This is a genomic window from Microbacterium sp., assembly GCF_052102115.1.
GTDB lineage: Bacteria > Actinomycetota > Actinomycetes > Actinomycetales > Microbacteriaceae > Microbacterium.
On sequence record NZ_JBQDVP010000001.1, the window covers coordinates 1 to 26767 of the forward strand.

At 68.2% G+C, this 26767-nt stretch carries 30 protein-coding genes and 1 tRNA gene; 12 read left to right on the forward strand and 19 right to left on the reverse strand.

Annotated elements, in window-relative coordinates; translation table 11 throughout:
- Together ACTICP_RS00005 and ACTICP_RS00010 are read right to left on the reverse strand one after the other, a co-directional pair.
- On the reverse strand, positions 1 to 963 hold a 963-nt coding region (locus tag ACTICP_RS00005; protein ID WP_441888246.1), incomplete at its 3' end, for an aminotransferase class V-fold PLP-dependent enzyme.
- A gap of 48 nt (positions 964 to 1011) precedes the next feature.
- A complete protein-coding gene (locus tag ACTICP_RS00010; RefSeq protein WP_441888248.1) occupies positions 1012 to 1794 on the reverse strand; it encodes an isoprenyl transferase in 783 nt (260 codons plus the stop codon).
- Between the two features lie 100 nt (positions 1795 to 1894).
- Between ACTICP_RS00010 and trhA the strand changes: the two genes are divergently transcribed.
- Together trhA and ACTICP_RS00020 are read left to right on the forward strand one after the other, a co-directional pair.
- Complete coding sequence (gene trhA, locus ACTICP_RS00015) at positions 1895 to 2629, forward strand: PAQR family membrane homeostasis protein TrhA (protein ID WP_441888250.1); 735 nt, start codon at positions 1895 to 1897, stop codon at positions 2627 to 2629.
- 24 nt (positions 2630 to 2653) lie between these two features.
- The gene (locus ACTICP_RS00020) at positions 2654 to 3127 is read left to right on the forward strand and encodes an S-ribosylhomocysteine lyase (protein ID WP_441888252.1); all 474 of its coding nucleotides are present in this window, start codon (positions 2654 to 2656) and stop codon (positions 3125 to 3127) included.
- A gap of 12 nt (positions 3128 to 3139) precedes the next feature.
- On the opposite strand, the gene ACTICP_RS00025 is transcribed toward ACTICP_RS00020, so the two are convergent.
- Positions 3140 to 3457, reverse strand: coding sequence for a hypothetical protein (locus tag ACTICP_RS00025; protein ID WP_441888254.1), 318 nt, complete (start codon positions 3455 to 3457; stop codon positions 3140 to 3142).
- A 68-nt stretch (positions 3458 to 3525) separates the two neighbouring features.
- On the opposite strand from ACTICP_RS00025, the gene ACTICP_RS00030 reads away from it, so the two are divergent.
- Both ACTICP_RS00030 and greA read left to right on the forward strand, forming a co-directional pair.
- On the forward strand, positions 3526 to 3912 hold the full coding sequence (locus tag ACTICP_RS00030) for a DUF4307 domain-containing protein (RefSeq protein WP_441888256.1): 387 nt from the start codon (positions 3526 to 3528) through the stop codon (positions 3910 to 3912).
- Between the two features lie 114 nt (positions 3913 to 4026).
- Complete coding sequence (gene greA, locus ACTICP_RS00035; RefSeq protein ID WP_441888258.1) at positions 4027 to 4515, forward strand: transcription elongation factor GreA; 489 nt, start codon at positions 4027 to 4029, stop codon at positions 4513 to 4515.
- 27 nt (positions 4516 to 4542) lie between these two features.
- Here greA and ilvA read toward each other — a convergent pair whose 3' ends face one another.
- Both ilvA and ACTICP_RS00045 read right to left on the reverse strand, forming a co-directional pair.
- Positions 4543 to 5772: a threonine ammonia-lyase gene (gene ilvA / locus ACTICP_RS00040; protein ID WP_441888260.1), complete on the reverse strand. Its 1230-nt coding sequence runs from the start codon at positions 5770 to 5772 to the stop codon at positions 4543 to 4545.
- A complete protein-coding gene (locus tag ACTICP_RS00045) occupies positions 5769 to 6962 on the reverse strand; it encodes an AI-2E family transporter (RefSeq protein ID WP_441888262.1) in 1194 nt (397 codons plus the stop codon). The genes ilvA and ACTICP_RS00045 overlap by 4 nt, the downstream gene beginning before the upstream one ends.
- 46 nt (positions 6963 to 7008) lie before the next feature.
- Between ACTICP_RS00045 and ACTICP_RS00050 the strand changes: the two genes are divergently transcribed.
- Together ACTICP_RS00050 and ACTICP_RS00055 are read left to right on the forward strand one after the other, a co-directional pair.
- The gene (locus ACTICP_RS00050) at positions 7009 to 8268 is read left to right on the forward strand and encodes a winged helix-turn-helix domain-containing protein (RefSeq protein WP_441888264.1); all 1260 of its coding nucleotides are present in this window, start codon (positions 7009 to 7011) and stop codon (positions 8266 to 8268) included.
- 13 nt (positions 8269 to 8281) lie between these two features.
- Positions 8282 to 8764: a hypothetical protein gene (locus tag ACTICP_RS00055; RefSeq protein ID WP_441888266.1), complete on the forward strand. Its 483-nt coding sequence runs from the start codon at positions 8282 to 8284 to the stop codon at positions 8762 to 8764.
- A gap of 86 nt (positions 8765 to 8850) precedes the next feature.
- Here the strand turns inward: ACTICP_RS00055 and ACTICP_RS00060 are convergent, their stop codons facing one another.
- From ACTICP_RS00060 to ACTICP_RS00070, 3 genes are all read right to left on the reverse strand, one after another.
- A complete protein-coding gene (locus ACTICP_RS00060) occupies positions 8851 to 9417 on the reverse strand; it encodes a LemA family protein (RefSeq protein WP_441888268.1) in 567 nt (188 codons plus the stop codon).
- A gap of 130 nt (positions 9418 to 9547) precedes the next feature.
- Entirely contained in the window at positions 9548 to 10861 is a 1314-nt protein-coding gene (locus ACTICP_RS00065) for a D-arabinono-1,4-lactone oxidase (protein WP_441888270.1), read from the reverse strand.
- On the reverse strand, positions 10858 to 12087 hold the full coding sequence (locus tag ACTICP_RS00070; RefSeq protein WP_441888272.1) for an alanine racemase: 1230 nt from the start codon (positions 12085 to 12087) through the stop codon (positions 10858 to 10860). Before ACTICP_RS00070 ends, ACTICP_RS00065 begins: the two co-directional genes overlap by 4 nt.
- A gap of 55 nt (positions 12088 to 12142) precedes the next feature.
- Here ACTICP_RS00070 and ACTICP_RS00075 point away from each other — a divergent pair.
- Positions 12143 to 12215 (forward strand) — tRNA-Leu (locus tag ACTICP_RS00075).
- A gap of 94 nt (positions 12216 to 12309) precedes the next feature.
- On the opposite strand, the gene ACTICP_RS00080 is transcribed toward ACTICP_RS00075, so the two are convergent.
- The 6 genes from ACTICP_RS00080 to ACTICP_RS00105 all read right to left on the reverse strand — a co-directional run bounded on the left by ACTICP_RS00080 (position 12310) and on the right by ACTICP_RS00105 (position 18198).
- Positions 12310 to 13746 (reverse strand): FAD-dependent oxidoreductase, encoded by a 1437-nt coding sequence (locus tag ACTICP_RS00080; RefSeq protein WP_441888530.1) that lies wholly within the window; start codon positions 13744 to 13746, stop codon positions 12310 to 12312.
- Between the two features lie 36 nt (positions 13747 to 13782).
- Positions 13783 to 15081, reverse strand: a complete 1299-nt coding sequence (locus ACTICP_RS00085; protein ID WP_441888274.1) for a S8 family serine peptidase — start codon at positions 15079 to 15081, stop codon at positions 13783 to 13785.
- Between the two features lie 11 nt (positions 15082 to 15092).
- A complete protein-coding gene (locus tag ACTICP_RS00090; protein WP_441888276.1) occupies positions 15093 to 15611 on the reverse strand; it encodes a DUF501 domain-containing protein in 519 nt (172 codons plus the stop codon).
- A gap of 40 nt (positions 15612 to 15651) precedes the next feature.
- Entirely contained in the window at positions 15652 to 16131 is a 480-nt protein-coding gene (locus tag ACTICP_RS00095) for an FtsB family cell division protein (protein WP_441888278.1), read from the reverse strand.
- Between the two features lie 35 nt (positions 16132 to 16166).
- Positions 16167 to 17447 (reverse strand): phosphopyruvate hydratase, encoded by a 1281-nt coding sequence (gene eno / locus ACTICP_RS00100; protein WP_441888280.1) that lies wholly within the window; start codon positions 17445 to 17447, stop codon positions 16167 to 16169.
- Positions 17448 to 17529: 82 nt separating this feature from the next.
- Positions 17530 to 18198 carry an O-methyltransferase gene (locus tag ACTICP_RS00105; protein ID WP_441888282.1) on the reverse strand — a complete coding sequence of 223 codons (669 nt, stop codon included), beginning with the start codon at positions 18196 to 18198 and terminating at the stop codon, positions 17530 to 17532.
- Between the two features lie 96 nt (positions 18199 to 18294).
- Between ACTICP_RS00105 and ACTICP_RS00110 the strand changes: the two genes are divergently transcribed.
- Together ACTICP_RS00110 and ACTICP_RS00115 are read left to right on the forward strand one after the other, a co-directional pair.
- On the forward strand, positions 18295 to 18903 hold the full coding sequence (locus ACTICP_RS00110) for a TetR/AcrR family transcriptional regulator (RefSeq protein WP_441888284.1): 609 nt from the start codon (positions 18295 to 18297) through the stop codon (positions 18901 to 18903).
- Entirely contained in the window at positions 18900 to 20447 is a 1548-nt protein-coding gene (locus ACTICP_RS00115; RefSeq protein WP_441888286.1) for an MDR family MFS transporter, read from the forward strand. The genes ACTICP_RS00110 and ACTICP_RS00115 overlap by 4 nt, the downstream gene beginning before the upstream one ends.
- Here ACTICP_RS00115 and ACTICP_RS00120 read toward each other — a convergent pair.
- Genes ACTICP_RS00120 through ACTICP_RS00130 form a run of 3 tightly spaced genes read right to left on the reverse strand, consistent with a single transcriptional unit; the run spans position 20383 to position 22720 of the window.
- Positions 20383 to 21345, reverse strand: a complete 963-nt coding sequence (locus tag ACTICP_RS00120) for a CPBP family intramembrane glutamic endopeptidase (RefSeq protein ID WP_441888288.1) — start codon at positions 21343 to 21345, stop codon at positions 20383 to 20385. The two genes, ACTICP_RS00115 and ACTICP_RS00120, sit on opposite strands and share 65 nt — an antisense overlap.
- On the reverse strand, positions 21342 to 22373 hold the full coding sequence (locus ACTICP_RS00125; RefSeq protein ID WP_441888290.1) for a DUF1648 domain-containing protein: 1032 nt from the start codon (positions 22371 to 22373) through the stop codon (positions 21342 to 21344). The genes ACTICP_RS00120 and ACTICP_RS00125 overlap by 4 nt, the downstream gene beginning before the upstream one ends.
- Positions 22370 to 22720 carry a GntR family transcriptional regulator gene (locus tag ACTICP_RS00130; protein ID WP_441888292.1) on the reverse strand — a complete coding sequence of 117 codons (351 nt, stop codon included), beginning with the start codon at positions 22718 to 22720 and terminating at the stop codon, positions 22370 to 22372. The genes ACTICP_RS00125 and ACTICP_RS00130 overlap by 4 nt, the downstream gene beginning before the upstream one ends.
- A gap of 103 nt (positions 22721 to 22823) precedes the next feature.
- On the opposite strand from ACTICP_RS00130, the gene ACTICP_RS00135 reads away from it, so the two are divergent.
- Positions 22824 to 23297, forward strand: coding sequence for a DUF4442 domain-containing protein (locus tag ACTICP_RS00135; RefSeq protein WP_441888294.1), 474 nt, complete (start codon positions 22824 to 22826; stop codon positions 23295 to 23297).
- 37 nt (positions 23298 to 23334) lie between these two features.
- Positions 23335 to 24585, forward strand: coding sequence for an APC family permease (locus ACTICP_RS00140; RefSeq protein ID WP_441888296.1), 1251 nt, complete (start codon positions 23335 to 23337; stop codon positions 24583 to 24585).
- Here the strand turns inward: ACTICP_RS00140 and ACTICP_RS00145 are convergent.
- A complete protein-coding gene (locus tag ACTICP_RS00145) occupies positions 24551 to 25378 on the reverse strand; it encodes a helix-turn-helix domain-containing protein (RefSeq protein WP_441888298.1) in 828 nt (275 codons plus the stop codon). The two genes, ACTICP_RS00140 and ACTICP_RS00145, sit on opposite strands and share 35 nt — an antisense overlap.
- Positions 25379 to 25412: 34 nt before the next feature.
- Here ACTICP_RS00145 and ACTICP_RS00150 point away from each other — a divergent pair, with 34 nt between their 5' ends.
- Positions 25413 to 25931, forward strand: coding sequence for a VOC family protein (locus ACTICP_RS00150; RefSeq protein WP_441888300.1), 519 nt, complete (start codon positions 25413 to 25415; stop codon positions 25929 to 25931).
- Here ACTICP_RS00150 and ACTICP_RS00155 read toward each other — a convergent pair.
- A complete protein-coding gene (locus tag ACTICP_RS00155) occupies positions 25900 to 26697 on the reverse strand; it encodes an SGNH/GDSL hydrolase family protein (protein ID WP_441888302.1) in 798 nt (265 codons plus the stop codon). The genes ACTICP_RS00150 and ACTICP_RS00155 overlap by 32 nt on opposite strands.
- Positions 26698 to 26767: the final 70 nt, after the last annotated feature.

Below are 26767 nucleotides of genomic sequence, written 5' to 3' on the forward strand. Positions count from 1 at the left end.
CTCCGGGGCGAGGGCGACGATCCCGGCGCGCCGCTCGCGCTCGCGCGGAGAGAGCACCGGGATGCCGTGCCGGTCGGCGATCTCGAGAATCGCGTCGACCCGAGTGTTGATGGCGTCCTCGATGTTGGCGACGCCCGCATCGCGCACGTCGCGCAGGCCGATCGCCAGCCGCGCGACGGCGAGCTGGTCGGCACCGTTCACGATGAAGGCACGAGCGGATGCCGCGGGCGGCGGCAGTTCATCAACAGGGAGCCCGCCCTCGACCCCGGCGAGCCCGGACAGCACCGGCACGATCCGCTCGCGTGCGTTGGCGGAGAACGATGCGAAACCGGTCCCGCGGGCGGCTCGCAGCCATTTGTACCCGTGTCCGACCACGACGTCCGCTGCCGCGTAGTCGTCGACGACGACCCCGAACGATTGCACGGCGTCGACGATCAGCAGCCGATCCGGCCCCAGCACTTCGCGCAGCCCGGCGAGGTCGGCACGGTATCCGGTGCGGAAGTCGACATGACTGACCACCAGCGCCGTCACATCATCGTCCAGCGCCTCGGCGACGGCATCCACGGTCACGAACCGGTCCTCGGGCGTGATCCAGCGCGGCGTCAGCTCGCCCCGCGAGACCTGGGAGGCGCGCTCGAGCGTCAATGTGATGCTCGGAAAATCCGCCGTCGACGCGATCACCGTTCCGGAGAGCCCGAACAGCGCGTGCATGAGACCGTGCGACGACGTGGGCTGCAGGGTCACCGTGTCTGCGGCGACGCCGAGCAGTTCGGCGGCGAGAGCCCTCGCCTCGTCGAGCCGCTCGTCGACGAGTGCGCGGGACGATGCCCGGCCGCTGCCGAGCAGGTCGGCGTCGGCGAACACCTCGGCGCGCACCGTCGGCGAGATCGGGCCGAACGCAGCCCAGTCGAGATATCCGGGGTCGCCGACGAACGTGGCGAGGTAGTCGTCGAAAGCACTCACGCTATGAGTCTCCCATGCCGGCGATGGTGCGACGGGGTCGGGCGACCGTCAGCGCCCGAAGCGGCGATCCCGGTCGACGTAGTCGCGGATGGCACGCAGGAAGTCCACCTGCCGCAGGTCCGGGCCGAGCGCCTCGACGAAGTAGAACTCGCTGTGCGCGCTCTGCCAGAGCAGGAAATCGCTCAACCGCTGCTCGCCGCTGGTGCGGATGACGAGGTCGGGGTCGGGCTGGCCGCCGGTGTAGAGATGCTCGCCGATCATCTCCGGGGTGAGGTGCGCGGCGAGGGCCTCCAGGGTTCCGCCGGATGCTTCGTGCTCCGCGATGATCGAGCGCACAGCATCCACGATCTCGTTGCGCCCGCCGTAGCCGACGGCGAGATTCACGTGCAGCCCCTTGTTGTTCTTGGTGCGCTCTTCCGCGTCATGCAGCACGCGGGCGAGCTCATCCGGAAGGATGTCGGAGCGTCCGACGTGCTTCACGCGCCAACCGGCCTGCTGCGACAGCGACTCGGCGAGCTCGGCGATGATCTCGATGAGATCCTCGATCTCCTTCGAGTCGCGCTTGAGCAGGTTGTCGCTGGAGAGCAGGTACAGCGAGACGACGCGAACGCCGATCTCGTCGCACCAGCCGAGGAACTCGCGCATCTTCGCCGCGCCTGCTCGGTGCCCGTCCGCCGCGGAGTCGAAGCCGAGCTGGCGCGCCCAGCGCCGATTCCCGTCGATCATCATCGCGACGTGGTGCGGGACGGATGCCGGATCGAGCTGTCGCCGCAGACGGCTGCTGTAGAGGCGGTACAGCGGACCCCGGCCTTCGCTCGTGCGTGGATTCACGTGCCTACGCTATCGCGCGACCGGTCGGCACCCGTGTGATGCCGCTGTGTATTGCGGATATGTGCGGACGGCGGCATGCCAGGCGATTTAGAGTGAGCACGTGAGCACTCCCGAGACTGACGACATCCCCGTCCCCGAACTCCCGCTGCTGGAAGCGGCGAGCGAGGATGCCACGGCCGAGATCAAACCGACCTGGCGCGGCTGGCTCCATGCCGGCACTTTCCCCGTCGCGATTGTGGCCGGCATCGTGCTGATCGTCCTCGCCGAGGGTGCACCGGCGAAGTGGGCGGCGGCCGTGTTCATGGTGAGCTCGCTGCTGCTGTTCGGCAACTCTGCGCTGTATCACCGCATCGACTGGAAACCGAAGACCAAGCTGATCCTCAAGCGGATCGATCACGCGAACATCCTGCTGCTGATCGCTGGCACGTACACGCCTCTTGCGGTCAATGCGCTCATCCCCGACAAGGGCATCCTGCTGCTGTGCGTGGTGTGGGGCGGTGCGGTCCTCGGCATCCTGTTCCGGGTGTTCTGGATCAATGCGCCGCGCTGGCTGTACGTCGCGCTCTATCTCGCTCTGGGCTGGGCAGCCGTGATGTACATGGTCGACCTCGCGCAGGCGAACGTCGCGATGATGGTGCTGGTGTGCGTGGGTGGCGTGCTCTACACGATGGGTGCAGTCGCCTATGCGCTGAAGAAGCCGAACCCGTGGCCGGGCCACTTCGGCTTCCATGAGATCTTCCACCTGTGCACCGTGCTGGCGTTCCTGTGCCACTGGACGGCGTGCCTGCTCATCTCGATCGCCCCGTCCTCCCCCTCGCTCGGTCTGCCCGGCTGAGCGTCCCCGATCCAAGGAGAAGAAATGGCCGAAGTCGAGAGCTTCACGCTCGATCACACCGCCGTCCACGCCCCGTACGTGCGCCTGATCGGCGTCGAACACGGGCCGAAGGGCGACGCGATCTCCAATTTCGACGTGCGCTTCGTGCAACCCAACGAGGGCGAGATCCCCACGGCGGGCCTGCACACGATCGAGCACCTGCTCGCAAGCCTGATGCGCGACCGCATGGACGGACTCATCGACATCTCACCGTTCGGATGCCGTACCGGCTTCCACCTGATCGCCTGGGGTGAGCCCGAGGTCGCCCGGATTGTGGATGCCGTGCGGTCCAGCCTCGCAGCCATCGCCGAGGAGATCACCTGGGACGAGGTACCAGCCGTGGATGCCGTCAGCTGCGGCAACTACCGCGACCACAGCCTGCACAGCGCGCGCGAGTGGTCGAAGCTCATCCTCGAGCAGGGCATCAGCCTCGACCCGTTCGAGCGCGTCGGCGTCTGAGGGTCCGGCGGGTCAGGCCGGCGGGTTCTTCTCGTCCGGTGCAGCGGATGCCTCGCCGTCGGATGCCGCCTCTCCCTCGGCGGGGCCGTCACCCTCCGCGGCGCTCGCAGCCTGTTCGGCATCGAGCTCCTCACGCACCTCGGCACGGTAACGGACGCGGCGCACGCGACGGTTCATATCCCAGATCAGCAGCACGACGGCGATCACGACGATCACGATCACCGCGAAACCCGCGGGCCCAGGCGTGACCGAGTTCGGGTCGACGGTCATCGTCGGCGTCGGCATCGGGGTCTCGGTGCCCGCGAGCGCCATTCCGAAGAGCACCAGCATCTGTCCGCCTCTCGATCGCAGGTCACGTAACCTGGAACAACAAGCCTAACGACCGAAAGGCGACCGCCGTGACGACCGCACTCGAGCTCGACGAGCGGTACGGTCGTACCCGCCGCCGGCGGCTCCCCTGGATCATCGGCATCATCGTCGTCATCGGCCTCGTCGGAGCGTTCGGCTGGATGATCGTCGCGCAGGCGATGAACTCCGTCGACGCCGACGATCTCGGTTTCGAAGTGGTCGATGAGCACAGCGTGACCCTGCGTTTCCAGGTAACCGGTGGGCAGGACAAAGACGTCGCATGCGCGCTCGAGGCCCTCGATGAGGAGTTCGGGATCGTGGGCTGGAAGATCGTCGAGATCCCCGCATCCGAAGGCCACCAGCAGGAGCTCAGCGCCACCATTCCCACCGTCGGAGAGGCCACCACAGGTTTGGTGAACACCTGCTGGGTCGCATAGAATTCTCTGAGACGACGCCCTGGCCAATTCGCCGGGGCGTCTTGGCATACCACCAGCGCCCCGACGGGCGTTCGGAATCCCCGCCCTGAAGGGCATTCGAAAAAGGAGCACGCTGTGTCCACAGACGCTCAGGTCCCGTTCCTCACGCAGGAAGCCTACGATCGGCTCGTCGCCGAGCTCGAGCATCTCTCGACCGTCGGCCGCGATGAGATCGCCAAACGCATCGAAGCTGCCCGCGAGGAAGGCGATCTCAAAGAGAACGGCGGCTATCACGCCGCGAAGGACGAGCAGGGCAAGCAGGAAGCGCGAATCCGCACCCTCGAGCAGCTGCTGAAGACCGCGAAGGTCGGCGAGGCACCCGCGAGCCGCGGCGTCGTCGAGCCCGGCACCGTCGTCACGGCCCTGGTGGCCGGCGGCGAAGAAGTCTTCCTCCTCGGCAGCCGCGAGATCGCCGGCGACACCGACCTCGACGTGTACAGCGAGGCGAGCCCGCTGGGCCAGGCCATCCTCGGTCTGAAGATCGGCGAGAAGACGTCCTACGAGGCCCCCAACGGCAAATCGATCACCGTCGAGGTCACCGGCGTGGAGACGTTCGTCGGCTGACGACGCCCGTCGTCGGGGACGACGCCCCTAGTCGGGGACGACGGCGGGTTCGTACCCCGCGCGGCGGAGGGTGTCGAGCGTCAGCTCGGTGTGCTCGGCCCCGCGGGTCTCGATGCTCAGCTGCAGGCTGACCTCGCTGATCTGCATGCCCTGGCCGTGCCGGGTGTGCATGACCTCCATGACATTCGCTCCGGCCTCGGCGACGAGCTCGGAGACGCGGGCGAGTTGGCCCGGCCGGTCGGGCAGCGGGATGCGGATCGTCAGATAGCGACCGGATGCCGCGAGACCGTGCGAGACGACGCGCTGCAGCAGCAGGGGGTCGATGTTTCCCCCGGTGAGCACGGACAGCGTCTTGCCAGTATTGCTGACCTTGCCGGCGAGGATCGCGGCGACGCCGACGGCGCCCGCCGGCTCCACGACGACCTTCGCCTGCTCGAGCAGGATGAGGATCGCTCGGGCGATGTCGTCGTCCGTGACGGTGACGACATCGTCGACGAGGTCCTGGATGATCTCGAACGGCACGGCGCCCGGCTGCGCCACGAGGATGCCGTCGGCGATGGTCGGGCGCGTCTCGATCGCGACCGGATGCCCCGCGGTGAGCGACGGCGGAACCGCCGCGGCGTTCTCAGCCTGCACGCCGATCACGCGAACACTCCGTCCGGCGGCGACTGCGGCTGCCTTCGCGGCGGCGGCGACACCGGCGATGACGCCACCCCCGCCGATGCCGACGAGGATCGTGTCGACGTCCGGAGCATCCTCGATCAGCTCGAGGCCGAGCGTGCCCTGCCCGATCACGATGTCGCGGTGGTCGAACGGGTGGATCATGATCGCGCCGGTGCGCTCGGCGAACTCGGCGGCCAGTCGCAGCGACGTGGTGACCGTCTCCCCCTCGAGCACGACCTCGGCACCGTAGCCGCGGGTGGCGAGCAGCTTGGGAACCGGCACGCCCAGCGGCATGAAGATCGTCGCCGGGATCCCGAGCGCCTGAGCTGCCAGCGCGACGCCCTGCGCGTGGTTGCCCGCCGATGCCGCGACCACACCGTGCGAACGCTCCTCGGCGGTCAACTGGGCGAGGCGGTGTCCGGCACCGCGGATCTTGAACGACCCGGTGCGCTGCAGGTTCTCCATCTTCAGCAGAACCGGTGCGCCGAGAATGTCCGAAAGCGCGCGGGACGGCAGCGTCGGCGTGTGGGAGATCACGCTCTCCAGCCCCCGCGCGGCTTCTTCGAACTCTGCCAGGGTGGGGACTGCGCTCATGTATTCCTCCGTCGCCGCTCGCGCGGCACTGTACTCCAGATGAGATCACCTGCGGGTTGTCGTCCAGTGCTCCACGAACCGGTGCTGAGCGTCACGGCGACGACGTTGACGAACGCGGCCAGCGGGACGGCGAACAGGGCGCCGGGGATGCCAGCGATCATCGATCCGCCGGCGACCACGAGGACGACGGCGAGCGGATGCACCTTCACCGCGGTCCCCATCAGGATCGGCTGCAGGACATGGCCCTCGAACTGCTGCACGCCGATCACGACGACCAGCATCCAGAATGCGTTCCAGGGGTCGTTGTAGACGAGGGCGAGGAAGACCGCGACCGCGCCGGTGGCCACGGCACCGACGATCGGGATGAACGCACCGAGGAAGACGAGGACGGCGACGGGGATCGCCAGCGGCACACCGAGGAAGAATGCGCCGAGGCCGATGCCGATCGAGTCGATCGTCGCGACCAGCAGCTGCGTCTTGGCGTAGTTGACGACGGTGCGCCAGCCGCTGCGGGCCGAGGCGTCGACGGCGGGGCGCGCAGACCGCGGGAAGAGCTTGGTCGTCCACCGCCAGATGCCGGCGCCGTCGGCGAGCAGGCAGATGAGGATGAAGACCGTCAGCAGCGTACCGACCACGACGTGACCGGCGGTGCTGCCGATGGCGAGAGCGCCGGACCACAGCAGTTCGGCCTGCTGTTGGATGAGGTTCCAGGCCTGACTGAGATACCCCTCGATCTGGGTCTCCGTGAGATGGAGCGGACCATCGATGAGGTAGTCGCGGAGCTCGCCGATCGCCGCGGTCGTCCGCTCCTGCACCTTCGGCCACTCTCGGCCGATCTGCCATCCGACCAGCCACAGCAGCCCGGAGACGATAGCGGCCGTGCCGAGCAGGGCGATCACGATCGCCACCCAGCGCGGGAACCTGTGCCGCAGCATCCATTCGAACGCGGGCCACAGCAGAGCCGTGACCAGAATGCCGACCAGGAGCGGAATGACGAGGAGTTTGAGCTGGATGACGATCCAGATGATGACGCCGGCCGCGGCGGCGATGAGCAGCAGACGCCACGCGTACGCCGCGCTGATCCGCAGCGCGAGCGGGACGGTGTTGTCGGCCTCAGTGGAGACCGTACGATCCGTCGGCATACGACCCCACAGAAGGCCGCGCTTGCGGGGGCTCTGCTCGTCCGTCATGCGCCAAGTCTAGTTGTGTGTCTGAGGCGGACGATACGCTGACCGGGTGTCAGAGACTCTCAGCGCCACCCAGGCCCGACGGGTAGCCCTGGCTGCCCAGGGCTTCAGTCGCCGACGCCCTGCCGCCACGGTCTCGGCCCGACACCTGCACCGGGTGATGGAGAAGCTCGGGGTTCTGCAGATCGACTCGGTGAACGTTTTCGCACGCAGCCACTATCTGCCGCTGTTCTCGCGACTCGGCGCCTACGACCCGGCGCTGCTCGACCGCGTGTTCCTCTCGCGCACCACCCACTACGTCGAGTACCTCGCGCACGAGGCGACGTTCATGCCGATCGAGGACTGGGCGCTGTGGCGGTTCCGGATGGACGACTTCCGTCGGCGGTGGGAGGGCTCAGACTCCTGGGCGAGCCAGAACGCCCGCACGTTGGCGTGGGTGAAGGACGAGCTGCGTGACCGCGGCCCACTGCGGCCGGCGCAGCTGCGCGCCGATGCTCCGCGGCAGCGCGGCACCTGGTGGGACTGGGACGACGTGAAACTCGCACTCGAGCATCTCTGGCGCGTCGGCGACGTGGCCGTCAGCGGCCGCCGGGGGTTCGAACGGCACTACGCACTCGAAGAGCAGGTGATCCCGGTCGAGGTGCGCGCCCGCGAAGTTCCCCGTGCCGATGCGATCCGCGAGCTCGTCCGGCGCGCCGCGCAGTCGTACGGCGTCGCCACCGAGGCCGATCTTGCCGACTACTACCGCCTGCGCGATCGCGAGGCGGTGCGGCGATCGATCAACGATCTCGTCGATGCCGGAGAGCTGCGGCCGGTGCAGGTGCGCGGGTGGGAGCGCGCCGGCCAGCCGCTGGCTGCGTGGATGCACCGGGATGCCGTGCTCCCCCGCCGTGTGGATGCCGCCGCGATCCTCACCCCGTTCGATCCGGTGGTGTGGTTCCGCGACCGTGCGCTGCGTGTGTTCGACCTGGATTACCGGATCGAGATCTATGTGCCGGCGGCGAAGCGGCGCTTCGGCTATTACTCGTTGCCGGTGCTCGCGGGCGACCGGGTCGTCGCGCGGGTCGATCTCAAAGCCAATCGCGCCTCGTCGACCCTGCAGGTGCAGTCGGCGTGGTGGGAGCCGCAGTCGCGCCCCGACGACATCGATGCGATCGCGGCCGAGCTGGCGCTTGCGGCATCATGGCAGGGTCTGGAGAACATTTCGATATCCGGCTGGGGCGATGCCTCGGATGCCGTAGCCGGAGCGCTGCACCTCAACCCCGGCGGGGTGCTGCGACACGTGCACGACCGGGAGCAGACGGGGTGAGAGGAACGACCAATTGAAGCGGAGCACCGTGTGGATCGTGGTCGCGGCGGTCGCCGCCGTCGCGGTCGTCGGGGGTGCCGTCCTCCTGCTGTGGCCTCGCGATGCCGCCCCCGCCGACGGCGGCCAGAGCACCCCTGCACCTGAGTCCGAAGCCCCAGAAGTCGCGGACGCCGATGAGCTGGCGCAGCAGCAGCTCGATGAGCTTCTCGAACAGTGCACGCAGCCCGCGGCGGAGCCGCCGCCCTCCTGCGGTATCCGGATCCCCTGGGCGGCGGACTTCGCCGCCGTCGACAGCATCCAGTACCGCATCGAGCAGGCTCCTGTGCTCACGTTCGCACCGCCGACGTTCCGGGCGGATGACGGTATCCTCGTCGCGACGGTCGCCGGCACCGCGGTCGACGGCGCCGAGAAGACCATGACCTACCGCACCGAGAATTGGATGCTGCGCGGGGATGCCGACGTCACGGACGACAGCGTCGTGCTGGAGCCGTGGTGATCCTCAGGGGTTTCGACTCGCTGCGCTCGCTCAACCTTGACACGACGACGGCTCAACGCGCCTTCGGCGCATTGAGCCGTCACATGTCAAAATTGAACGCGCGGGGGCTCTGAGATCGCGGCGCTGTCGGCGACCTCGAAGAACTCTCGCTCGGTGAACCCGAGTCCGCGGGCGAACAGGTTGTTCGGGAAGACCTTGATCTTCGTGTTCAGCTCGCGCACGCCGCCGTTGTAGAAGCGCCGGGCCGCCTGGACCTTGTCTTCGGTGTCGACCAACGAGTGCTGCACCTGCAAGAAGTTCTGACTGGCCTGCAGCTGCGGATAGGCTTCGGCGACGGCGAACAGGCTCTTCAGCGCCTGCTGCAGGTGGCCCTCGGCGATGCCTGCTTCACCGGGGCTCGTGGCCGCGAGAGTCTCAGCCCGTGCCCGGGTGACGTTCTCGAAGACGGCCTTCTCATGTGAGGCGTATCCCTTGACCGTCTCGATGAGATTCGGAATGAGATCGGCTCGCCGCTTCAGCTGCACCGTGATGCCGCTCCACGCCTCGTCGACGCGGATATTCAGCTGCACGAGAGAGTTGTACGTCGCCCACAGATAGATGCCGACCAGCACCAGTACCGCGACGACGATCAGAACCGGAATGAGCCATTCCATGTCAGGCAACCCCCTTGGACCAAATTTTCTTCATCTTATCCGCGCACCCTGCATGTGCACTGGGGATCGAACCTCAACATCTGCACGGTGCCGATCATTTTCACGGTGCCGATCATTTGCACGGTGCCGATCATTTTCCGAGCACGCGTTCCAGGTGGCGATTGGTGAAGCGGCGCTCGGGGTCGAGCCGGTCGCGGACGGCGGTGAAGTCGTCGAACCGCCGGTAGCGCTCGCGCAGCTTCTCGGCATCCAGCGTGTGCAGCTTGCCCCAGTGCGGACGTCCGCCGTACTCGAGGCAGATCCGCTCGACCGCCTCGAAATACGCGGTCGGGTCGGCGCGCCAGTACCGGTGCACGGCGAGGTACCCCGTGGCCCGGCCCTGCGCGGTGGAGAGCCAGACGTCGTCGGATGCCGCGAAGCGCACTTCGATCGGGAACTCGATCTTCCACCCGCGCCGGCGGATGAGGTCTTGGATCTCGCGGAACGCCGGGACGACGTTCTCCGCGGGCAGCGCATACTCCATCTCGCGGAACCGCACCGTGCGGCTCTGGGTGAGCACGGTGTGCGATCGGTCGGTGTACTCGCGATTACCGGTCAGCTTCACAGCCAGCCTGCTGAACGGCGGCGTCACCGCGGGGACGATCTGCCCCGCGGCGCACACCGCGCGGTACACGCCGTTGGAGAGCAGCGTCTCGTCGACCCAGCGGCCGAACGTCGGCAGTGGATGCCGCGGGGCGGACTCGGGAAGCCTCGTCTGACGCTTCGTGAGTGCGACGGTGGTGTGCGGGAACCAGTAGAACTCGAAATGGTCGGACTCCGCGACCCGCGCCCCGAGCGTCGTGATCACATCGTCGAGTGCGACGGGCTCGTCGATCGCCTGCAGGATGAACGCGGGAACGCACTGCAGGGTGACCTCGACGAGGATGCCGAGCGCGCCGAGTCCGAGAGCGACGGCGGGGAGCAGCTCGGCATTCTCCTCGGTGCTGATGCGGAGGAACTCGCCGTCGCCGGTGACCAGGGTGGCACCGACGACCTGGGTCGAGAGTCCTCCGAACCCGGCACCGGTGCCGTGCGTTCCGGTAGAGATGGCGCCCGAGATGGATTGCCGGTCGATGTCGCCGAGGTTCTCCATCGCGAGCCCGTACGGCGCCAGCAGTCGCGGGATGCGGTGCAGTCTCGTTCCGGCGAGCAGCGTCACCCGTGCACGGTCGACATCGACCGACACGAGTCCCTGCAGATCATCGAGTTCGAGCAGCACTCCCGGTGCCACCGCGATGCCGGTGAAGCTGTGGCCGGCGCCGACCGCCTTGATGGGCAGGTTATGGGCGACCGCCGCCTGCACGGCGCGCTGCACGCCCTCGGGGCTGCGCGGTCGCTCCACCCTGGCGGGCTTGACCTTGGTCGAGCGCGCCCAGTTCTGCCAGGTTCCGCCGGGCCTGGTCACAGGAACGCTTTCCCTTCGCCGCGGTAGGTCGGCAATTCGTCGATCACTGCGGCACCGGAGACGAGGTGATACCGCTCGATGTGCTCCGCGGGTTCGCCGCTCTTCGCGTGCCGGAACCAGACGCGGTCGCCGATCGCGAGGTCTGCCGCCTGGCGCCCCTGCAACGGGGTTTGCACCTCTCCGGCCGCTTCGCGCGACATGGTGCGCAGCCCTTCCGGCCAGACCGGCCGCGGCTGGCGGGAGGCGACGGCGGGGCCGGAGGCGATCCATCCACCTCCGAGCACGGTGGCGATATCGGCGGCCGGGCGGCGCACGACATCGAAGGCGAACGCGCTGGCCGGTGCCGGGCGGAACGATCGGTATCCGTCGAACAGGTGCCCACCGAGCAGGCCGCTGCCGGCCGACGCCTCGGTGACGGATTCGTCGCTTCCGGTGAACTCCAGCGATCCGGTGCCGCCGCCGTTGAGGAACTCGAGCGGTGCGAGGTCGATCAGCGCAGCGGCGATCTCGGCGCGCCGGGTGCGCAGTTCGGCGCGCGAGCGCGCCTGAACCATGCGAATAACCGGTGCATCCGGCCCCTTGTCGCCCTGGCCCGCGATCTGCGCCTCGTACATCTGCAGGCCGACCAGGCGGAACCCGGGCCGGTCCATGATCGTGCGTGCGAAACGGGCGACGTCGGCTGCTGTGAACAGCGGTGAGCGGCGCACCCCGATGTGTCCGAGTGCGGCAGAGCGCCACGACGCATCGGCATCGATCGCGACGCGGATCTCGGCGCGCGTGCTCGGTGCGGCGACGCTGTCGATGACGTCGAGGTGAGCGACATCGTCCACCATGAGGGTGATGCGGGATGCCGCACCGTCATCGTGCACGAGGCGTTCGAGGTTCGCGCGATCGACCGTCGGATAGCCGAGCACGATGTCGTCGTGGCTCTCGGCCAGCCAGAGCGCCTCGGCGAGTGCGTAGGAGAGGATGCCGTGGTAGCCGGGGATCTGAAGCACGGCGTCGAGCACGGCGCGCACGCGCACCGATTTCGAGGCGACCCGGATCGGGATGCCTCCCGCGCGCACGAGCAGATCCATCGCGTTGTGCCGCAGCGCGTCGAGGTCGATGACGCCGACGGGGGCAGGCAGGTGGGAGGTGGCTTCGGTCAGCCGCGGCCACCATCGCGCCGGATCCTGCCAGGTGCGTTCTGCCGGAGAGGTCGGTGGCGCGGTGAGGTCGAGCACTCCCCCACCCTACGACCTCGGCGCCCGCGACCGCACGGCTAGGCTGGGGTGTCGGGCCCCCATAGCCCAATGGCAGAGGCAGGCGACTTAAAATCGCTTCAGTCTGGGTTCGAGTCCCAGTGGGGGCACCTCTTCACGCGAGGCGTGCACGCGATGCTGGATGCTTTTGGTCGGTTGTCGATGTTCAGAACCGACCAAAAACATCTAACCTGAGTGCACGACCTACTGAGACGCCGCGGTCTTCTCGGCCGCCGGCTTCGCGGGGGCCTTCTTCACCGGAGTCTTCTTCGCATCGGCCGGCTTATCGGCCGGCTTCGCCGCAGGGGTAGCATCGGCTGCCGGACGCGGGCGCGCGGCGAACTCCTCGAAAATATAGCGCGGGTTCTGCACCGTCTCGAGATTCACCAGGTCGCGGCCGAGCCACAGGTTGTTCCACCAGCCCCACAGCACACGCCACTTGCGCTCCCACGTGGGCATCGCGAGTCCGTGGTAGCCGCGGTGCGCGACCCAGGCGACGAAACCCTTCAGCGCCAGGTTGCCCGACTGGAAGACGCCGTTGTACAGACCGAGGCCCGCCACGGCACCGAGATTCTTGTGGAAGTAGTCCTTGGTCTCTTCGCCGCGCAGCACGGCGGTGAGATTCTTGGCGAGGCGCTTGGCCTGGCGGACGGCGTGCTGTGCGTTCGGCACGCAGAAGCCGCCGACGCCGCCGCCCGTGAGGTCGGGGACAGCGGAGACGTCACCAGCAGCCCAGGCACCCTCGACGAACTCGTCGGCGGTGCCGACGCGCAGGTCGGCGCGGGTCTGGATGCGGCCGCGCTCTTCTGCGGGCAGGTCGCCACCGCGCACAACGGTCGGGTTGGCCATCACGCCAGCAGTCCAGATGATGACGTCGGTGGGGATGACCTCACCGGTGGACAGTGCGACGTTGCCGCCCTCGGCGCCCTGCACCTGGGTGTCCAGGTGCACATTGGCGCCGCGCTTGGCGAGGTCCTTGAGTACCCATTCGCTGGTCTTCTGCGAAACCTCGGGCATGATGCGGCCCATCGCCTCGATGAGGTGGAAGTGCGTGTCTTCGAAGCGCAACTGCGGGTACTTGCCGACCAGCGACGACGAGAGCGAGCGGAGCTCGGCGAACGCCTCGATGCCGGCGAAGCCGCCGCCGACGACGACGACGGTGAGGAGGCGATCGCGCTCGGGACCGGCGGGCAGCGATGCCGCCTTGTCGAAGTTCGACATCACCCGGTCGCGGACGGCGACGGCCTCTTCGATGGTCTTCAGGCCGATGGCGTTGTCGGCGATGCCCGGAATCGGGAACGTGCGAGAGACCGAACCGGCGGTCACGACGATCTGGTCGTACGCGAGCTCGTAGGGGTCACCGACAGGCGGGGTGATCGTGGCGACCTTCTGCGCGTGGTCGATCCCGGTGACCTTCGCCGTGACGACGTGGGTGCGCTTCAGGTGACGACGGTGCGAGACGACCGCGTGACGTGCCTCGATCGAACCGGCGGCGACCTCAGGCAGGAACGGCTGATAGGTCATGTACGGAAGCGGGTCGACCATCGTGACCTCGGCCTCGCCCTTGCGAAGGTGCTTCTCGAGCTTCCACGCCGTGTAGAAACCCGCGTAGCCGCCACCGACGATCAGAATTTTGGGCACAGTGCTGTTCTCAGGCACAGAAGGAACATCTCCTAGTCAGGCTGCTGGCGTGCTTGGCTTGCGCGCCGATCGGATGCGCCGGGCCGCTGCGGTGACGCCTAGCCCGATAAGAATACCAGGGACTGTGAGCACAATGAGCGGCAGGGTGCCATATCGCAGCGAGTCGGCGCTCGGAACGAGCGGGGATCCGGGCTTGCTGGGCGTGTCGGCGGCCGGCAGCGGCGCGACCTCGACCGGTGTCGCCTCGGGCTCGGGGTCGGGATCGGCGTCGGCCCGACGGTACAGCCGGACCCACTCCGCAAGGTCTCCCATCGGGTTCTCGTCGACCAGCGGGACGGATGCTGAGACCGCCGCTGCGGCATCGAGCAGCCCGTACCCGTACAGCGGGTCGGGCAGGTTCGTCACGCCGTCGACCGGCATCGCCGTCTGGATGATGCGGTTGATGACGTTGACGGCATCCATCTCCGGGTGCGCGGATCTGATGAGAGCCGCGGCACCCGCGACGATCGGCGCCGCCCCGCTCGTCCCCCGCCACGAGGTCACCTCACCGTCGGCCGAGATGCCGAGCAGCCCCTCGCTCGGAGCCGAGATGCCGATCGTGATGCCCTGGGTGGATGCCTCGACGCTCGCGGTTCCGGTCTGATCGACGCCGCCGACGGTGAGGACCCCGGGAATGGTCGCCGGCGCGCCGATCACCGACGTACCGCTCCCGCGGTTGCCCGCGGCGACGATCACCACGACATCGTGCTCGTACGCGTACAGGAACGCGTCGTCCCAGCTCTCGTCCCAGTCGAGCGTGTTCGTCGTGAACGACATATTGATGATGTCGGCACCGTTGTCGACCGCCCAGCGCACGCCCTCGGCGACCTGGTCGACGAACGGTACGGTGGCGGAAGAGCCGGGAAACCCCACCGAGATCGACAGGAGGTTCGCCTCGGGGGCGACGCCGATCATGCCTGTGCCGTCGGCCTTGCCCCGGCCGGCGGCGATCGAGGCGACCAGACTGCCGTGATCGCGGTCGACGACGCCCAGCGGCGTGCGACCGTTCGGAGATCCGCTGCCCGAGACATCGGTGCCGCCGACGACGGCGTCGCCCAAACCCGTCGGAACCTCCGCGATACCGGTGTCGATGACCGCGATCGTGGCGCCCTCTCCGCGCGTCGTCTGCCATGCCTCCCGAACACCGGCGCCGTCGAGCCAGTACTCCAGCGCACGCACCGGATCTGCCGGATCGTCCGGGATCGGCGGCGTCGGTGTCGGGCTCGGAGTGGCCGTGGCACCGGTGAGCAGAACGGATGCCACGACGACTGCGGCGGCGACGGTGCCGCGAAGCATCGCCTTGACCGTCATCTCGTCGCGGCCCCGGGGTCCGCGCACTGGCAGCGCTCGGGCGACCAGCTGGAGCGCTCGAGCGCGGCATCTCCGATCGGGTTCACGCCCGGACCTGCCGCGAGTGCATGACCGGCGAGAGCGTGCAGGCACTTCACCCGGATGGGCATGCCGCCGGCGGAGATGCCATCGACTTCGGGCACCTCGCCGAACTGTGCGCGATCGGCGAGGTAGGCCTCATGCGCGCTGCGGTACGCCGCGGCGACATCCTCGTCATCGAGCTGCGCTGCCAGTTCGGGCATCACCTGACCGGCTTCGAGAGTGGACATCGCCGCCGTGGCAGCCGGGTGGGTCAGATAGTAGAACGTCGGGAACGGCGACCCGTCGTCCAGGCGCGGACTCGTCGCGACCACGGTCGGGTTTCCGCACACGCAGCGAGCGGCGATCCCGACGACGCCGCGCGCCTGACGGCCGAGCTGAACGGACACCACGTCGATCTCGGCGGGCGTCGGCTGGGCGAAGGGCGGCGTCGTCACCCTCCCAGCCTACGGTGACCTCCTGGGGAATCTCCTGGAGCTACCGGCCCGGAGTGGCGTTCTGGGCGAGGCCGGCTCCCGCGACCGTGCGCAGCAGCTGCGGCATCCAATCGGCCGGTCTCTCCTCGAGCTCCTCGCTGACGAGAGCCTGTTCCTGCGGCAGGGCGGCCGGATCGAGGTCGTTGTCGACGAGGTAGACGACCTCACCGGGCTTGACGTAGTAGAGCCGCTCCCGCGCCTGCGTCGTGATGTACGCCGGATCCTCCCAGCGCTCGCGCTCCTGCTCGAGCGTCTCGATCTGATCCTGGCTCACCTGAACGGATTCCTGGAGCGCCGCGATCTTCTGCCGCTGATCGATGTACGTCCCGAGCGTCGGGACGAGAACCCATGCTCCGAGGATGACCAGCGACAGCATGATGACCATGAACCCGGACAGGCGGATGCCGGAGGCCCACTCCCGCACGTCGACCTGGGCGGACTGCACACGGGAACGAGAAGGGGGAACCGGACGGTTGGTCATGGTTCCCCCTTCTGTCGTGCCTGAACTGCGCGCGGTCAGCCCTGGAAGCGGGGGAACGCCGAACGACCGGCGAACACGGCGGCGTCCGCAAGGTCTTCTTCGATGCGCAGAAGCTGATTGTACTTCGCGACACGCTCGCTGCGAGCAGGCGCACCAGCCTTGATCTGACCGGAATTGGTCGCAACCACCAGATCGGCGATCGTGGTGTCTTCGGTCTCACCGGAGCGGTGCGAGATCATCGCGGTGTAGCCGGAACGCTGGGCGAGGCTGACCGCGTCGAACGTCTCGGTGAGCGTGCCGATCTGGTTGACCTTCACCAGGAGCGAGTTCCCGACGCCGCGCTTGATGCCATCGGCCAGGCGCGCCGGGTTGGTGACGAACAGGTCGTCGCCGACGAGCTGCACCTTCGAGCCGAGCGCATCGGTGAGCGCCTTCCAGCCATCCCAGTCGTCCTCGGCGAGCCCGTCCTCGATCGTGATGATCGGGAAGTCGTTGACCAGCCCCACGTAGTACTCGGTGAGGCCTGCGGAGTCCCAGTCCTTGTTGTCGAGGCGGTAGACGCCATCGTTGAAGAACTCGGTGGCGGCAGCATCCAGGCCGAGTGCGATGTCGGTGCCCGGCGTGAAGCCGGCCTTCTCGATGGCCTTGACGAGGAAGTCGAGGCCCTCGCGGTTGCTGGGCAGGTCGGGGGCGAAGCCGCCCTCGTCACCGAGGCCCGTCGCGTAGCCGGCGGCCTTCAGCTCGCCCTTGAGCACGTGGTAGGTCTCCACGCCCCAGCGCAGAGCCTCGCTGTAGGTCTCGGCGCCGATCGGTGCGAGGAAGAACTCCTGCATGTCGATGCCGTTGTCGGCGTGCGAGCCGCCGTTGATGACGTTGAACAGCGGAACCGGCAGGACGTGTGCGTTCGCGCCGCCGAGGTAGCGGAACAACGGCAGGTCGGCGCTGTCGGCGGCCGCCTTGGCCACGGCGAGGCTGACACCGAGAATGGCGTTCGCGCCGGTGCGCTTCTTGTTCTCGGTGCCGTCGGTCTCGTTGAGGATCTCGTCGACGATGCGCTGCTCGCTCGCCTCGACGCCCTCGATGGCGGGGCCGAGCTCGTCGATGATCGCCTCGACAGCCTTCAGCACGCCCTTGCCGCCGTAGCGGCTCTTGTCGCCGTCGCGGAGTTCGTACGCCTCGAATGCGCCGGTGGATGCGCCGGAGGGGACGGCGGCGCGCTGGACGATCCCATCGTCGAGGAGCACCTCCACCTCGACGGTCGGGTTGCCGCGTGAATCCAGAATCTCGCGTGCGCCTACAGCCTCGATGAGTGCCACGTATGTGCTCCTTGATCAGAGAGAAGGGTGGTGTGCGGAGCGTCGTCGATCCGAGGCCAGTCTAGTGCGCGGCATCCCTCATTCACAGGACGAGAGCGAGCGCGACGCCGTCCCATCCCTTGATGCCGATCGTCTGCAGCGCGGTCGCGTCGAAGCGCGGGTCCTCACCGAGCATCTGCAGACCCTCCCTCGTTCCGACGACGCGCGGATCGTCGGTGTCGGCGTTGACGATCTCACCCTCGCGACCGATGTTGTCGAGCACGATCACGGTGCCAGAACGCCCGAGGCGGGCCGCCCAGTCGAGGTAGACGGTGTTCGACTCCTTGTCGGCGTCGATGAAGACCAGGTCGAACGGCGGCGAACCGTCGAGCGTCGGCAGCACGTCGGCTGCGCGTCCGATGCGGATCGCAACCCGATCCCCGACACCGGCGGCGTCGATGCTCGCCCGCGCGACGGCGGCGTTGTCCGGCTCTGCTTCGATTGAGACGACCTGGCCGTCCTCGCCGACAGCGCGGGCGAGCCAGATCGTGGAGTATCCGCCCAGGGTTCCGATCTCGAGCACTCGGCGCGCCCCGCTCATCCGGGCGATGAGGTTGAGAAGCTTTCCGCCGACCGGGGCCACCTCGATGTCGGGGAGGCCCGCTGCGCGCTGAGCCGTCAGCGCGGCGGCCAGTGCGGGGTCTTCTCCGACGAGGGTGTCGGCGAGGTACTGATCAGCCGCGGCCCAGTTGCGCGGAGTGGATTCGGCCATGCCCTCAGCCAACCTGTGCGGACATCGGGTGTCAAGAGCCGCCATCGGCAGAAAGTGCACGTCTTGCAAATTTGCAGTCTGTGCAATAATTTTATCGTGACCGATGGCCTGAGAGCGCGCAAACAGCAGCAGACGCGCGACGCGATCCACCGTGCCGCCGTGACGCTGGCACGCGAGGTCGGCATCGAGGGTGCGACCGTGGCCGAGATCAGCGCACGCGCGAACATCTCGTCGCGCACCTTCTTCAACTACTACCCGCGCAAGGAAGACGCGATCGTCGGCTTCCACGAAGGGCTGCCCAGCGACGACGAGCTCGCCGATCTCCGCGAAGGGGGCGCCGACACGCTGATCGACGACATCGTGCGGGTCATGCTGACTCTGCTCACGACCACAGATGACGAGCTGCGCAGCGAACGACGAGCGGTGATCGCCGAGCATCCGAATCTGATCCAACGGCAGTGGGTGCGGCTGCACGGTGTCGAGCAGCGCACGGCGCAGGCGGTGTCAGATCGCATGCGGGCATCCGGCGCGTTCGCGCACCTCGATGACATCGACCTCGCCGCCCTCGTGCTCGTCGTGACCTGCAGCAGCATGCTGCGACTGAGCGTCCGCACATCCCTGGAAACCGACGACCACGACGGAGTGGAGTCTCTTATCGACAAGTCGCTGGATGCGCTCCGCGACGTGCTGAGGAGTCTTCGATGACACGAACCACCTCCCGTTCCCGGTCGGACGAGTCCCGTCGCGGCATCCTGCTGCTGTTCATCGGTCTCATCCTGGCGATGTTCCTCGCCTCGCTCAGTCAGACCGTGCTCAGCGCGGCGATGCCGACGATGGTCGGCGAGCTCGGCGGTGTCGACCACATGCTGTGGGTGATGACGGCCTACATCCTCGCGTCGACGATCATGATGCCGATCTACGGCAAGATGAGCGACCTGCTCGGTCGGAAGGGTCCGCTCATCGTGGCGATCACCCTGTTCATGTCGGGCTCGGTGATCGGCGGTCTCGCCTCCGGCATGGAGATGCTCATCGTCGCGCGGGTCATCCAGGGCCTGGGCGGCGGCGGATTGATCATCCTGTCGCAGGCGATCATCGCCGACGTCGTACCGGCGCGCGAGCGCGGCAAGTACATGGGCGTCATGGGTGCGGTCTTCGCCGTCTCGTCCGTGGTGGGCCCGCTGCTCGGCGGATGGCTGACCGAAGCCGTCCATTGGCGCTGGACGTTCTGGATGAACATTCCGCTCGGCCTGATCGCCCTGCTCGCCGCCGTCATCCTCGTGCGCCTGCCTCGGGGCACGAACTCGCGCCCGCGCATCGACTTCGCCGGGATGGCGACACTCGCCGGGGCGACGGCGAGCCTGATCCTGCTGGCCTCATGGGGCGGCAACGACTACGCGTGGAACTCTCCGGTCATCATCGGACTCGGAATCGCGACCATCGTGCTGGGCGCGCTGTTCGTGTTCGCCGAGAGCCGCGCCGCCGAGCCGATCATCCCGCTCGCACTGTTCCGGCACCGCAACTTCATCCTCACCACGACCGCCGGGCTGCTCGTCGGCGTGACGATGTTCGGCGCCATCGGATACCTGCCGACCCATCTGCAGATGACGCTCGGGCGCGACGCCACATCCGCGGGACTGCTCATGGTGCCGATGATGGGGATGATGCTGGTGTCATCGCTCGGCACCGGCTGGCTGGTCAGCGCCTACGGTCGCTACAAGTGGATGCCGATCGCCGGATCCGCCCTGATCGCGTGCGCACTGGCGAGTCTGAGCACCCTGACACCCGAGACGCCGCTGTGGATGTTCTGCATCTTCGTGGGAATGATGGGCCTCGGCCTCGGCGCGAACATGCAGATTCTCGTGCTGATCGTGCAGAACACCTTCCCGCACCGCGTCGTCGGCACGGCGACGGCCGCGAACAACTTCTTCCGGCAGATCGGCGCCTCCCTGGGCAGCGCGATCATCGGGAGCCTCTTCGCGGTCCGGCTCGTGCAGATCATCGGCGAGCGTGCACCCGCATCGGAAGCCGCTCAGATCGGAGACGTCAGCTCCCTCACCCCGAACGCGGTCCGTGAGATGCCGGCGGCCCTGCACGACATCGTGGTGCACGGCTACAACGACGCCCTCACTCCGCTCTTCCTCGGGATGGTGCCGCTGGCTCTCACCGCCGTCGTCCTGCTGTGCTTCATCCGAGAGGATCCGCTGCGGACGACGGTCGAAGAGGATGCTGTGCCGCCGGTCGCGAGCTGAGCTCGGGTTGGCGGCGGAACTGCCCGGTTACCCCCAGCACGACTACGACGACCGCGCACACGATCCAACCGGCGACCCCGAGCGGACCGGCGAGCGCCATGTCGTACGTCGTCCCCGCGGCGTAGAGCAGGCCCACGAGGGCGGCGGTCGCATTCATCATGCCGTGTGCGAACACCGCCGGCCACACCGACGCCGAGCGCAGCCGCAGCCAGCCGAGCAGGATGCCCCAGGCGATGCATCCGCCGGTCATCAGCAGCACCCCGGTGATGTCGGTGCGTCCGAAGTTGTAGCCGAGCAGGATGATCGGCGCGTGCCACACTCCCCAGATCGCGCCGCTGATGAGCAGCGCGGGCCACGTGCCCAGGGGGCGCAGCGCCGGCACGAGGAACCCGCGCCAGCCGAGCTCCTCTCCGAACGCCACGAACGCGTTGACCGTCGCAGCCGCGACCGGAATCAGGAGCAGCTGGGCTGCGATCGCGATGCCGGCGGGCGGCAACGGGGTGCCCGCCGGAACGGATGCCGCCAGCACCTCGGCGTAGCCCGAGAAGTGCACGAGATCGAGCTGCACCCACCCGCACAGGGCGGCGACGAAGACGGATGCCACGACGAGCACGAACGGCGCGAACAGACCGATGACGGTCATCCAGACGACGCGTCTGGCCGGGCGCAATGGCCACATCCCGAGGAATCGCAGGCGCTGTCCGCGCGGCACCGGGCGGAGGATGAGCATGACGGCGACCGCAGCGATGGTCGGGGTGAACATCATGACGGGGACGAGGACGCCGAACAGCGGACTCGCCAGGCCCCCGCTCCCCCACAGCGGCAGCGCGACCAGCCAGGCGAGCCCCAGCGTCAGGACGATGAATGAGATGGTGGCGATCGGCCGGATACGGGTCATGAGTCTTCCCTGTCGTCGGATGCGGTTGCTGAGGTCGATGCGGATGCCGATGTCCCCGCGGCGGTCAGGACGGCAGCAGCGGTTCGGGCGTCGTCGATCGTGACGACGAGGGTGCGACCGGAGCGACGTGTCACCTGCAGCGCTTCTCCGGTTCGCAGAACCACGCCCATCCGTCCGTCGACCGCGAAGCGCAGCCCCCAGCCGCCGAACTCGCCCATCGGGTTGACCTGGACGGCGCGCGCACCGGTGATGTCCGCGGCGGGGATGTTCCAGCGCGGCCAGCCCGTGACCGAGCGCACCCGCAGACCGTCGGCACTGGCCCGGACGCGGAAGACGAGCGTCGTCGCGATCAGCACGATGAGCAAGATCGTGACTGCGGCCATGATCCACCAAGCGTCGCTGCCGGCGAGCGCCACGCCCACCGTGACGACGATCAGCGCCAGCACCGCCACGGTGAGGAGGATGACGCCGGGACGTCCCATCGCCGTGGTGCCGAACCAGGCCGCCCGCTCGCCCGACGCCAGCGTCATTCGCGCGGCGCGGCCGTGCCGGGGCACCGAGGTCACGCGGGGCTGAGCGAACCAGCCGACCGCTCCGAAGGCGAGCATCGCGGCGAAGCCGATCGCTAAGACCGCACCGAGCCCGGATCCGTCTGCGCTGCCGCGCTGGATCAGCACCGAGCCGGCCATACCCACAGCGATCAGTGCCGCCGTGCCGAGCGATATCGCCCCGACCAGGCGCGCAGTCGGCCCCCACGAGTTCTGCGTCATCGCGAGGACGGGAAGCGTCAGCAGCGGTATACCGAAACCAACGACCACCTGCATCCAGACATAGGTGTCGCGGCTCCCGAATCCGTCCGGCCCGTCCGATCCCCAGTGCGTGACGACCTGTTCGGGCAGCTCGGGCAGCCAGACGAGGATGAGGATCAGCGCAATCGCGGCGATCACGATCGGCGCGACGAACCCGACGAGAAGGAAAGCGCGGCGTGCGCGGCGGACGTCAGCCGAGCGGGGTGCTGGAGTGTTCATGATTCGATCTCCGTGACGATGGCGGCGAGCGTGGTGGGTGAGATGCCGAGCGCCGCGGCGCGGCGTACGAGGTCGGCGACGTCGCCGGCAAGGTCGGCGAGGGGCGCGGCGGATGCCGAGACCACAGCGCCCCGCCCGCGGCGCAGGTCGATCAGGCCCTCGTCGCGCAACTGCTGATAGGCACGCAGCACGGTGTGCAGATTGATGTCGAGCGCCTCGGCCACCTCGCGCGCGGTCGGCAGCCGATCGCCGGGCGTGAGGCGACCGGCGACAAGGTCACCACGTACGGAGGAGGCGACCTGCTCGAACAGCGGCCGCGTACTGTCCGCGTCGATCCTGATCAGCATCCTGCTCCTTGGCTCATTTCTAATTATTCTAGGTGAACTAGAACAACTGTGGCAACCCTCACTCCTGTTTCGCCCCGTGGACCCGCCCGGACACACTGGAGACATGAAGATCACTCCTCGTCGTCTGGCCCTCGGCATGAGCCTGTGGATTCCGAACCTCTTCAGCGGCATCCGCATCCGTCGTTTCAGCGACGACTGGACGCACGCGACCGTCGAGCTGCACATCAACGTCTTCACCCGCAACTACGTGAAGACCGCGTTCGGCGGGTCGATGTCGGCGATGACCGACCCGTACTTCTTCATGCTCGTGATGCACCAGCTCGGACGCGATTACGTCGTGTGGGACACCCGTGGCGAGATCGAGTTCCTCAAGCCCGGTCGCGGTGTGCTCACCGCGCACTTCCACGTCGCGAAGGAGCAGGCAGCGGCCCTGCGCGAGCGCGCACAGGGCGGTGCGAAGGTGCTCGAGTGGTTCGAGACCGAGATCACCGACCGCGCCGGCGACGTGGTGGCGAAGGTGCGCCGCGAGGTGTACATCCGCGAGAAGAAGCGGGTCACCGAAGCGCGCCGCGCCTGAGTACCGTTCGTTCACCCGCAGGTGACACGATGATCGGGTGAATCTCGCGCGTCGACTCTCTCTGACGGATGCCGTCGCCATCGGCCTCGGGTCGATGATCGGTGCCGGTGTGTTCTCGGTCTGGGGTCCGGCGACCGCCGCCGCGGGTTCCGGACTGTTCATCGCGCTGGCCATCGCCGCCGTAGTCGCCTTCTGCAATGCCACCTCCTCCGCGCAGCTCGCGGCCGTTCACCCCGTCGCCGGTGGCACCTATGCCTATGCCCGCGCCGAGATCGGTCCGTGGTGGGGCTTCGTCGCGGGATGGTGCTTCGTGATCGGAAAGCTCGCCAGCTGTGCGGCGATGGCGATGACCTTCGCCGCCTACGCCGCCCCCGCCGGGTGGGAGCCAGTGGTCGCCGTGATCGCCGTCGCCGCGCTCGCGACCGTGAACTGCTTCGGCGTCACGCGCACCGCGCTGCTCACCCGCATCCTCGTCATCGTCTCGCTCCTGGGACTCGCCGTCGTCGTGGCCGTCGGGTTCTCGTCGGCATCGTCCGCTGAGCCCGCACCGCTTCCCGACCTCACCGCCTACGGCGTGCTGCAGGGCGCCGGGCTGCTGTTCTTCGCGTTCGCCGGTTATGCGCGGGTCGCCACCATGGGCGAGGAGGTGCGCGATCCCGCCCGCAGCATCCCGCGCGCGATCGTGCTCGCGCTCACCGGCGCGCTCGTCGTCTACGCACTCGTGGCCGTCGTCGTGATGCTGACGCTCGGCGCGGATGCCGCGACGCACCCCGCTCCGCTGGCGGCCGTCGTCGAGGCCGCGGGCCTGCCGGCGCTCGAGCCCGTCGTGCGGATCGCTGCGGCCACGGCATCCCTGGGCGCCCTGCTGGCACTGCTCACCGGCATCGGACGCACAACGCTGGCAATGGCTCGCGAATCTGACCTTCCGCGGTTCCTCAGCGCCGTGCACCCGCGGTGGCAGGTGCCCTATCGCGCCGAGATCATCATCGCGCTGATCGTGATCGCGATCGTGCTGGTCGCCGACCTGCGCGGTGCCATCGGCTTCTCGTCGTTCGGGGTGCTGCTGTACTACCTGATCGCGAATGCGGCGGCGTTCCGGCAGACCGGCTCTGCCCGCCGCTATCCGCGTGCGCTGCAGGTGCTCGGGGTGCTCGGCTGCCTCGTGCTCGTGAACACGCTGCCCGTGATCGCATCGCTGATCGGGACCGGCGTCGTGATCATCGGCGTCGTGTACCGGATGCTGCGACTGCGCCTCACTCGCGCGCGGACCGGTACGAACGCGGCGTGATGCCCAGGACGACGCGGAAGTCGTTCGTGAGGTGGGCGTGGTCGGCGTAGCCGAGTTCGGCGGCGATCGCGGCGAGATCAGCACCCGGGTGTTCGCGAATGCGCTGCGCCGCCTCCTGGAGCCGCCGCCGTCGGATCATCGCGGACGGCGCCAGTCCGACGTGTCGATGCGCGAGACGCTGCAGGGTCCGCAACGACATCGACAGGCGTGCGGCGACATCTTCGGCGCGCGTGACACTGTCATCGCCCATGAGGATCGTCGACATCTCGTTCGCCTGACGAGCGACCGGGCCGATCTCGCCGACCCGCCCGACCAACCACGCCGTGAGCGCCCGCACTGCGTCCGCATGACGGTGGTCGCCGCCTGCCCTCATCGCCCGTGTCACCGCACCGTGCAGCTCGGGAGCGTCGAACTTCGTCGAGGTGTCGAGGAGCGCTGCCGGGTCATCGGTGAGTGCCGCGACGGCTGCCGGGCGCAGCATCGCCCCGACCGCCCAGCCGCGGCCGGTCAGATCGCGATACGTGGCCGCGGTGGCCGCGCCGACGAGCTCGACTCCGCGCCGCTCGACCACCAGGTTGAGCGCGGGAAAGGCGACGATATGCTGCCGCGATGTTCGCCCCGGCTCGATGTCCCACTCGGGGATCCAGAACCATCCGACGAGCTCCGCCGCGGCATCCGGCGGAGGCAACCGGTGGAACTGCGGCATCCGCGCCGGATACAGCACGCCGCGGGTTCCGTCGATCACGCTGTCGACCATAGCCGCAGCATCCGACAGTGTGTCGCGAATCTTCAAGCCCCGCGCCGGATCGCTGTCATAGCTTGGCGACATGGAAACCACGACAGGCCTCACCGGCACGCACACCACGGACGGTCGCCCGAACAATGCGACTTCCCTCACCCCGTTCCTCGCCATCCCGGGCGCCGCAGACGCGATCGCGTTCTACCGCGACGTGTTCGGCGCGACTGTGATCGATGTCACCGAGATGGGCGGCATCGTCGTGCACGCCGATCTCGACTTCGGTGTCGGACTGCTGCAGCTCGGCGAGCCGAACGCGGAGTACAGCCTCGTCCCTCCGCCTGGCGGCGGGGACGACTGCTATTCGCTGGGCCTCTACGTCTCCGATGTCGACGCGGTGCTGGCCCGCGCGGAGGCTGCCGGAGCGACGGTGCGGGAACCGGCATCCTCGTTCGTCTCGGGCGACCGCTTCGCCAGCATCCGCGACCCGTTCGGGGTGCGCTGGTCGCTGATGACGCGGGTTGAGGACCTCTCGCCCGCCGAGAGCGCGAAGCGCGTCAAGGAGTGGGCGGCGTCGTTCAGCCGACCGGCACCAGAGCAGGGTTCGTGAGCGCCATCTCCACGGCGGGCACGAGCGCCTCGGCAGTGCGGCGGTACCCGGCGGCGCTCGGGTGGAAGCGGTCGAGACTGAACATCTCGTCCGGCTGCTCCCGGAAGGTCGGACCGACCGCCTGACGCAGATCGACGGGCACCGCGCCGGTGCGCCAGGCCACTTTCGTCTGCTCGAGCGCGAGGCGATGCGACATGCGCGACAGCAGCGTGCGCAGCGGCTGAGGTACGGGCTGCAGCGTTCCCAGATCGGGACAGGTGCCCACCACCACCGGCGTTCCGCGCTCCTGCATGCGGGTGATCGCCTTCTCGAGTTCGCCTGCGGCCGACCACGGCGGAACCATGTGCGTGACGTCGTTGCCGCCGACCACGATCACGGCGACGTCGGCATGGTAATCGTCCGGCAGGCCGTCGAGCTGGCTGGCGAGCGCCGTGGATTCCGACCCCACGACGGCTGCTGTGCGCAGGCGCACCGGGCGCAGCATCCGTTTGGCAACCGCCTTCGCGATGCGCCCGCCGAGTGTCTCTTTGCGGCGTTCGGCACCGAGGCCGGCCGCGAGCGAGTCTCCGAGCAGCAGGAGCTCGATCGGGGTGCCCTCGAGCGATTTCTTCCACACCCGATCGGCGTTGAGTGAGACCTCGCCGAGCGGTTTGCCGATGCGGCGTCGCGCGATCGCGGCCTGGCGGGACAGCAACGAGCGCCCGCCCAGCACGACCGCGGATGCCACAGCCGCCGCCACGGCAATCGAAACGCGCACTCGACCCATGGCCTCCATTGCACCGCGCCGGCGTGAACGGTGCGTGAACGCCGACACACTTGTCGGTGCAGATCACGGA

Excerpts from the sequence above, each read along its gene's own strand:
- ACTICP_RS00020 (WP_441888252.1), top strand. The coding sequence starts at position 2,654 with ATGGCCGAAGTCGAGAGCTTCACGCTCGATCACACCGCCGTCCACGCC.
- ACTICP_RS00045 (WP_441888262.1), bottom strand. The coding sequence starts at position 6,962 with ATGACGGACGAGCAGAGCCCCCGCAAGCGCGGCCTTCTGTGGGGTCGT.
- ACTICP_RS00105 (WP_441888282.1), bottom strand. The coding sequence starts at position 18,198 with ATGGCCGAATCCACTCCGCGCAACTGGGCCGCGGCTGATCAGTACCTC.
- ACTICP_RS00155 (WP_441888302.1), bottom strand. The coding sequence starts at position 26,697 with ATGGGTCGAGTGCGCGTTTCGATTGCCGTGGCGGCGGCTGTGGCATCC.
- ACTICP_RS00060 (WP_441888268.1), bottom strand. The coding sequence starts at position 9,417 with ATGGAATGGCTCATTCCGGTTCTGATCGTCGTCGCGGTACTGGTGCTG.
- ACTICP_RS00135 (WP_441888294.1), top strand. The coding sequence starts at position 22,824 with ATGAAGATCACTCCTCGTCGTCTGGCCCTCGGCATGAGCCTGTGGATT.
- ilvA (WP_441888260.1), bottom strand. The coding sequence starts at position 5,772 with ATGAGCGCAGTCCCCACCCTGGCAGAGTTCGAAGAAGCCGCGCGGGGG.
- ACTICP_RS00095 (WP_441888278.1), bottom strand. The coding sequence starts at position 16,131 with ATGACCAACCGTCCGGTTCCCCCTTCTCGTTCCCGTGTGCAGTCCGCC.
- ACTICP_RS00085 (WP_441888274.1), bottom strand. The coding sequence starts at position 15,081 with ATGCTTCGCGGCACCGTCGCCGCCGCAGTCGTCGTGGCATCCGTTCTG.
- ACTICP_RS00150 (WP_441888300.1), top strand. The coding sequence starts at position 25,413 with ATGGAAACCACGACAGGCCTCACCGGCACGCACACCACGGACGGTCGC.
- ACTICP_RS00120 (WP_441888288.1), bottom strand. The coding sequence starts at position 21,345 with ATGACCCGTATCCGGCCGATCGCCACCATCTCATTCATCGTCCTGACG.
- ACTICP_RS00115 (WP_441888286.1), top strand. The coding sequence starts at position 18,900 with ATGACACGAACCACCTCCCGTTCCCGGTCGGACGAGTCCCGTCGCGGC.
- ACTICP_RS00025 (WP_441888254.1), bottom strand. The coding sequence starts at position 3,457 with ATGCTGGTGCTCTTCGGAATGGCGCTCGCGGGCACCGAGACCCCGATG.
- ACTICP_RS00125 (WP_441888290.1), bottom strand. The coding sequence starts at position 22,373 with ATGAACACTCCAGCACCCCGCTCGGCTGACGTCCGCCGCGCACGCCGC.
- ACTICP_RS00130 (WP_441888292.1), bottom strand. The coding sequence starts at position 22,720 with ATGCTGATCAGGATCGACGCGGACAGTACGCGGCCGCTGTTCGAGCAG.